The 6,775-nt window shown below is 66.5% G+C and carries 6 protein-coding genes; 2 read left to right on the top strand and 4 right to left on the bottom strand.

Annotated features, from left to right (window positions below; all coding sequences use genetic code 11):
* The coding region (locus BLIN9172_RS18105) for a hypothetical protein (protein WP_180956960.1) at window positions 1-502 on the top strand (502 nt) is incomplete at its 5' end.
* Window positions 503-653: 151 nt separating this feature from the next.
* Here the strand turns inward: BLIN9172_RS18105 and BLIN9172_RS09340 are convergent.
* The 3 genes from BLIN9172_RS09340 to BLIN9172_RS09330 all read right to left on the bottom strand — a co-directional run bounded on the left by BLIN9172_RS09340 (window position 654) and on the right by BLIN9172_RS09330 (window position 4,564).
* Window positions 654-2,012: an MFS transporter gene (locus BLIN9172_RS09340; protein ID WP_240812008.1), complete on the bottom strand. Its 1,359-nt coding sequence runs from the start codon at window positions 2,010-2,012 to the stop codon at window positions 654-656.
* A gap of 8 nt (window positions 2,013-2,020) precedes the next feature.
* The gene (locus BLIN9172_RS09335; RefSeq protein ID WP_145997946.1) at window positions 2,021-2,692 is read right to left on the bottom strand and encodes a GntR family transcriptional regulator; all 672 of its coding nucleotides are present in this window, start codon (window positions 2,690-2,692) and stop codon (window positions 2,021-2,023) included.
* Between the two features lie 114 nt (window positions 2,693-2,806).
* Window positions 2,807-4,564: an FAD-dependent oxidoreductase gene (locus BLIN9172_RS09330; protein WP_101554823.1), complete on the bottom strand. Its 1,758-nt coding sequence runs from the start codon at window positions 4,562-4,564 to the stop codon at window positions 2,807-2,809.
* A 103-nt stretch (window positions 4,565-4,667) separates the two neighbouring features.
* On the opposite strand from BLIN9172_RS09330, the gene BLIN9172_RS09325 reads away from it, so the two are divergent.
* On the top strand, window positions 4,668-5,621 hold the full coding sequence (locus BLIN9172_RS09325) for a LysR family transcriptional regulator (protein ID WP_101554822.1): 954 nt from the start codon (window positions 4,668-4,670) through the stop codon (window positions 5,619-5,621).
* A 10-nt stretch (window positions 5,622-5,631) separates the two neighbouring features.
* On the opposite strand, the gene BLIN9172_RS09320 is transcribed toward BLIN9172_RS09325, so the two are convergent.
* Window positions 5,632-6,618 carry an LLM class flavin-dependent oxidoreductase gene (locus BLIN9172_RS09320; RefSeq protein ID WP_101554821.1) on the bottom strand — a complete coding sequence of 329 codons (987 nt, stop codon included), beginning with the start codon at window positions 6,616-6,618 and terminating at the stop codon, window positions 5,632-5,634.
* Window positions 6,619-6,775 lie beyond the last annotated feature (157 nt).

The raw sequence follows: 6,775 nt of genomic DNA, 5'->3' as shown, positions 1-6,775 counted from the left end.
GGAAGCCGCCGTGCATACTCCCTCAAACGGCACACCGATCCCGCGCACTGAGGTCGAAGCGATCGCACGTGAGTATGCTCAACGCCGCCGAGTTCAGGCCGCGTTGAACCAACCACTTCCCGATCAGCACAGGTTTGCCGGCGAACCCTTTCCAGAAGCCGCCGATGCAGTGCCAGACCGTGTTGTGATTGCCGCGGGCAATCCACAGCTCTATGTCCACGCTGTCGGACTCGGAGTACCGAAATCCCTGGTCGGGACCTATCAGTCAGTGGTCACCGAGGACGCTTACACCTTGTTCGACCCGACCACTGGTGAGGAAGCGGTGTATTTTCCGCTGCCAATTCGCACCGCTGAAACAGTCAGGCGGTATCCGTTGTGGAGAGTCGTTGGAGCCAGAATGCGTGGAGCTACGAAGACGTGGCTGACGAAACAGCATGACTATCTGCTCAAGCATTTCCCATCCGAGGCACCAGCTGACCGGACCGTCACGATATGTCACTGAAGAAAAGACAACCCCGCCCAGAGTGTCTGCAACCTAGTGAGTCAGGTTGTCAGCACGCTGGTGAGCGAGGTTGTCAGCAAGGTAATGAGTGAGGTTGTCAGCAAGGTCGCGAGTTTCCACACCAGGTTGCTGGGCCGCCGTCAGGTAGCAATTAGGGGTGTTTGGTGGATATGGCGACTGCTGAGAGGCAGACTAGGCAGATGACGGCCACGGCCGCCAGGGACACCGTGTACGACAGCACGGGCAGCAGGGCGGCGAGCACCGTGGGCAGCAGGAACCCGGAGTATGCCAGCGAATAGTAGACCCCGGTGATGCCGGCGAGCTCCTGCGGTGAGGCGATGGCCTGGACGATGATGAGCCCCGAGACCACACAGATTCCGTAGGCGACACCGAGCACGATCGCCACGATGAACGCGAGGATCGGGTCCGCCAGAAGTGCGGCCACCGCCCCGAGCCCCATCCCCACGGTCATCAGCGCCAGTCCCACGACGAGCGCCCGCCCGCCGGTCAGTCGGTTGATCCACGGCACGATGTTCTGCACCAGCGCACCGGCTCCGAGCGTGACGACGGTGAGCACCGTGGCGTACATCGTCGTCCACTCCCCCAGCTCTCCCTGCACGATCGCCGGCATCACGGCATAGGCGACCCCGGCGGCACCGAACACCCAGGGCGCGGCCGGCACGATCAGTCGCAGGAACGTCCGATGCGCGACGAGCGGAACGCGCAGACCGTGCCACCAATGACCGCGGGCCCGACTCTCGCGCGGCAGCGATTCGGGCGCGAAGACCACGATGACGAGCGCTGCGAGGTTGAGCACTCCGTGCACGGCGTAGGGCACGACTTCGGGCACCGGTCCCCATTGGGCCAGGCACCCGGTGACCGCCGCGCCCATGGCAAACCCCAAAGTCAGAGTCAGTGAAGGACGCCGGGCACCGGCGGTGATTCCGGCCTGGTGATCGAACGGCGGGGCCGAGAGCTCCTTGATCCAGCTCGTGCCCACCGACATCGCCACCCCGACGCCGATCCCCGCGAACACCCTGCCCAGGCAGAGCAGCCAGAACAGATCGAAACCGATCCCGAGCCCGAGACTGCCGGCGATCGCGGCGAGCGATCCGGCGATGAGGACCGGTTTGCGTCCATGCCGATCCGACAGCGCCGAGGCGACCAACAGTCCCGGAATGAGTCCGCCCACGTACATGCCCAGCAGCAGGTTCGCCTGCCAGATGGCGTAGCCTCCGTCCTCTTCATACATGTGGACGAGGGGCGTGAAATGATTGCCGCCCCACGCGAGCAGGAACATCGCCGGGGCCACCATCAGCCACGCCCGCGCCCGCCGTCGCCGTTCCGGCCCACGATCGGGATCCACCTCGCCGAGGCGGGACCGGGCAGGGTTCGGAACCTGCGTTTCGACGTCGGTGGCGGGGGCCGCCTCGGTGCGGGTATTCCTGTCCCCGGTGGGGACTGTCTCGGCGGCGGTGTCGTTCGTGGGGGTCGAGGGGTAAGCGGTCATGGTCCTCCTCAGCGGGACTGCGGGAAGTGGGAGCCTTCGATGTGGGCGCGGACGAGTCGGGCGAAGCCTTCTGGGTCGCCCGACTCGGCGCGGTCGGTGAGAGTTTCGTGCTCGGTCAGGAGCGTGTCGAGGGTGTCCGGCGCGTCGATGGCGACCTGGAAGGTCAGGCGGGCCAGGCGCGGGCCCATGGTGGTGAGCATCTCGGTGACGATGGCGTTGTCGCCGCTGCGGATGAGGCGGGCGTGGAAGGCGTAGTCGGCGCTGGCGAAGCCGAGCGGATCGCCCGCATCAAGGGCCTTCCTCTGTTCGCCGAGCAGGGTGCGCAGATCGGCGGCCAGAGCGGTGAGGTCGCCGCTGTCGGACAGTGTCTCGACGGCGTCGATCTCGAACATCGAGCGCACGGCGAGCAGGTCGCGGCGCTCCTTGCCCGTCACGGTGGTCACGAGCGCGCCCTTCTTGGGGACGAGGCGGACGAGGCGCCAGCGTTCGAGCTGGAGCATCGCCTCCCGGGCGGGGGTGCGACTGGCGTTGTGCGCGGCGGCGAGGTCGGACTCGATGAGGAGGTCGCCGGGTTCGTGTCGGCCTTCGATGATCTCCCGGGCGGTCGCCGCGGCCATGCGAACGGCAATCGGAGCGGAGTCGTCGATGCGCTGCCAGGGCAGTGTCAGCAAATCATTCACGGGCCCACAATATCAGATGCATACATTGATGCATGCATCATGTCCTGGCTCAGACATACCTGACGGCGGCTCAGCAACCTCGCGCGAGGTTGCTGAGCCGCCGTCAGGTAGCAATTATTCGACGAGTTTGCCTTCTTGGCTGATTTCGCCGGAGTGCATGAGGGCCGCGACGTCTGCCGAGACCGCTGCGATCGACTCGCGGACGACTCCGGCAGACGGCGACCAGACGAGGTTGACCGTGAGCTCCGGGTCGATCTCGGGGTAGTCGCTGCGGTTGTGGCAGCCGCGGGTCTCCCTCCGCTCCAGAGCGCATTCGAGCGTCGCCCGGGCCGCAAGCACCGACGACTGCAGGTCGAAGGCATGGGAGAGGTCGGCGAAACCGGCGATGTCGGGATGAATTCCCACAGACCCCATCCGCGCCTCGATGCCGGAAAGCTTCTCCAGTCCAGCCAAGAGTCCGGCCTCGTCACGGACGACTCCGGCGTGTTCGGTCATGAGATTGCGGACCTCGCGCTGCAGGGCACGCACGTTCTCCGTGCCCTCGGATGCCAGCAGATCGGAGATCTCGGCTCTCGCCTCGTCGACCGCGGCATGCGACCGCACTTGGGCCTCCAGCGAATCGGAGTACGCGACGGCGGACCGTCCGACGATGCGGCCGAAAACGAGGAGCTCGATGAGCGAGTTCCCGCCCAACCGGTTCGCCCCGTGCAGACCCGACGAGGCCTCGCCGATGGCCCACAGTCCCTCGACGTCGGTGCTGTGATCGACCGGGTCGACCCACACTCCGCCCATCGAATAGTGCGCGGTCGGGGCGATCTCGATCGGCGAGGCCGTGATGTCGAGCATCTGCGTCTCCATGAGTGTCTGGAACACCCGCGGCAGACGGTTCATGATCGTCTCGCGCGGCAGATGGGAGACATCAAGCCACACTCCCCCGTTTTCGGTGCCGCGGCCCTCGGCGATCTCCGTGTAGGCGGCCAGAGCCACCCGGTCGCGGGTCGACAACTCCATCCGCTGCGGGTCGTAGCGTTCCATGAACCGCTCCCCCAGTCCGTTGCGCAGGATCCCGCCCTCACCGCGGGCCGCCTCGGAGACCAGCGCGCCGGCGGCGTTCTCGGGTTCGAGGATTCCCGAGGGATGGAACTGGACGAGCTCGGCGTCGCGCAGCCGGGCACCGGCTTCGACGGCCAGGCGGAAGGAGTCGCCGGTGTTCTCGTCCCGGCGCGAGGAGGTCCGTCGCCAGATCCGGTTGTGTCCGCCGGCGGCGAGGATGACGGCGTCTGCGTAGATCCGGTAGCCGGTGCCGTCGATGACGTCGAAGCCGTAGGCGCCGAAGATGCGGCCGTCGGCCACCAGCAGCTTCGTGATGTAGACGCGGTCGAGGATCGGGATGTCTAAGGCTTCGGCGCGACGAATGAGGGTGCGCTGGATTTCCAGCCCCGTGTAGTCGCCGGCGAAAGCGGTGCGACCCCAGGTGTGGGCGCCGAAGAAGCGCTGAGAGATCCGACCGTCGTCCTCCTTCTGGAAGTCCATTCCATATCGCTCCAGGTCAGCGATGCCTTCTGTTGCTCCCTGGGTGACGATTTCGACGGTGCGGGGGTTGGCGAGGTCATAGGATTCCTTGATCGTGTCGGCCGCGTGCTGGGCCCACGTGTCGTCCGGGTCCATCGTTGCCAGAGCTGCGTTGATGCCGCCGGCGGCCAGTGAGGTGTGCGCGTCTTCCTTCGGCCGTTTGCCGACCGCGAGGACATCGGCGCCTGATTCGGCGACCTCGATCGCGGCCCGCAGGCCCGATCCGCCGGTTCCGATGACCAGCACCGAGGTGGAGATGGAGTGTTCTTTTCGGCGGGGTCCGCCCTGTGCGGTGTTCATGGATTCCACTATGAAACCGCCCACTCCATACGTCCAATGCATTGTTCGAGTCACCTCGATAGAGATATGCTATCGGTATGCCTGACCTGCACGGAGACCGCTCATGAACCTCGAACAGCTGAGAAGCTTCGCCGAGGTGGCCGCCACCGGCCATTTCACGAAAGCCGCCGCGACGCTCCACCTGGCACAGCCCTCACTGTCGCGGCAGATCTCGACACTGGAGAAGGAGCTCGGGGCCGAGCTCTTCCACCGCGCGCACGGCCACATCACGCTCACGGACGCCGGAGCGACCCTGCTGCCGACGGCGAAACGCATGCTCGCCGACGCCGAGGCGGTCCGCCGTGACATGGATGAGCTCGCCGGTCTGCGGCGCGGCCGCGTCCGGCTGGGTGCGACCCCGACCCTGTGCGTGAGCCTCGTGGCCGAGGCGATCAGCCGGTTCCACACCGCCCATCCCGGCGTCGAACTCGAGTTGGTCGAGAAAGGCTCCCGTGAGCTCATCGAATCCCTGGCCGGCGGCGAGCTCGACCTCGCGCTCATCACCCGCACCTTCGATCTCGCCCCGCAGATGCCCAGGCTCAGCCTGCGTGGGATCCTCGCCGAGGATCTCGTCGTCATCGCCGCCGCCGGTTCCGATCTGCTCACCTCGGACCGTGCGCAGGCCGATCGGATCACTCTCGCCGAGGTGGCCGACCGTCCCCAGGTCCTGTTCCATCACGGCTACGACTTGAGAGAGGCGACCTCCGCGGCGTTCGACTCAGCCGGCCTGAGCCCCCGGGTCGTCGTCGAGGGCGTGGAGATGGATGCGGCGCTGCGGTTCGTCGAACGCGGTCTCGGGGTCGCGATCGTCCCCGCGATGGTCCTCGTCGACCGGCCATTGCTGGATTCGGTGCCATTGGTCGACCCGCGCCTGCCGCGAACGGTCAGCCTCGCCACGCGCGCGGACGTGCGAGCGACGAAGGCCGCCTCGGCGATGGAGTCGACGATCCTGTCAACCGCCCACACGCTCACCGACACCGAACCCGGACTCTCCGACTACGTCCGGGTTCTCGACTGACCGCCGAGCCTCAGAACCAGGCGTCGGCGAGCAGTTTCAGCGACCGGCGCTGCACCTCGGGGTCAAACGCATAGGTGACGGTGATGAGTTCGTCGGCGCCGGTGCGTTCGACGAATTCGGCCATCTGCGCGGTCGCGGTGTCGGGTGAGCCGACGGCGCTGATGGACAGCATCGGGCTGGTTCCGCCCTGCGCATCGATCTCGGCCGGGTCGACCGGGGGCTGCAGATTGCGGCGGCGGCCGGTGCGCATGTCGTTGAACATCTGCTGGACCGAGGTGAACTGGCGGGCCGCCTCGGCGTCGGTGTCGGCGACCATGACGTTGATCCCGGCCATGACATAGGGCTGATCGATCTGCGCGGTCGGGGCGTCGGTGGTGAACGAATCCCGATAGGTCTTGATCGCGATGTCGATCTGGTCGGGCGCGAAGTGCGAGGCCAGGGAGAACGGTAGGCCCAGCTGACCGGCGATCGAGGCGCCGTTCATCGTCGATCCGAGCACCCAGATGGGCACGTTCATCCCCGCCGAGACCGCGGACTTGATCGGCATGGTGTGTGCCTGCCCGGTCTCGGAGAACCAGCCCTGCATGTCATAGATGTTCTGCGCGAAGTCCTGCGGTTCGGCCGAGGACCGGGCGAGCGCCTGCGCGGTCATCCCGTCCGTGCCGGGGGCGCGTCCGAGCCCAAGATCGATGCGCTCACCGTGGATGTTCGCGAGCGTTCCGTACTGTTCGGCGACCATGAGCGGGGCATGGTTGGGCAGCATGACACCGCCGGATCCGACCCGGATCTTCTCCGTCACCGAGGCGGCCTGCGAGATGAGCAGGGCCGTGGCGCTGGCGGCCAGGCCCATCGTGTTGTGGTGTTCGGCGAACCACAGACGCTGATATCCCAATTCGTCGGCGAGCTGCGCCGAGGCCATCGATTCGGCGATGGCGTCGCGGGCGTTCGATCCTTCCCGGATGGAGACGAGATCGAGGATGTTCAACGGAACGGACAAGGCGGGGGCTCCTTCGGTGGGGACGCAGTGCGACCGCGGACCGCGGTCTCACGACTTCAGTCACCTGTGGCAACAGTCCGGGCAGACGGTTCTATTCCTGGTCTGCTCCTGGGCTGACGGTCACAGTCGCCGGCAGACGGTTCATTTCGAGGGCTGC

Origin of the sequence: Brevibacterium linens ATCC 9172, assembly GCF_900169165.1 — a bacterium.
In the GTDB taxonomy this organism is placed as follows: Bacteria; Actinomycetota; Actinomycetes; order Actinomycetales; family Brevibacteriaceae; genus Brevibacterium; species Brevibacterium linens.
Note: the sequence above shows the minus strand (reverse complement) of the source record. Positions and strands in the feature narration are given on the sequence as shown.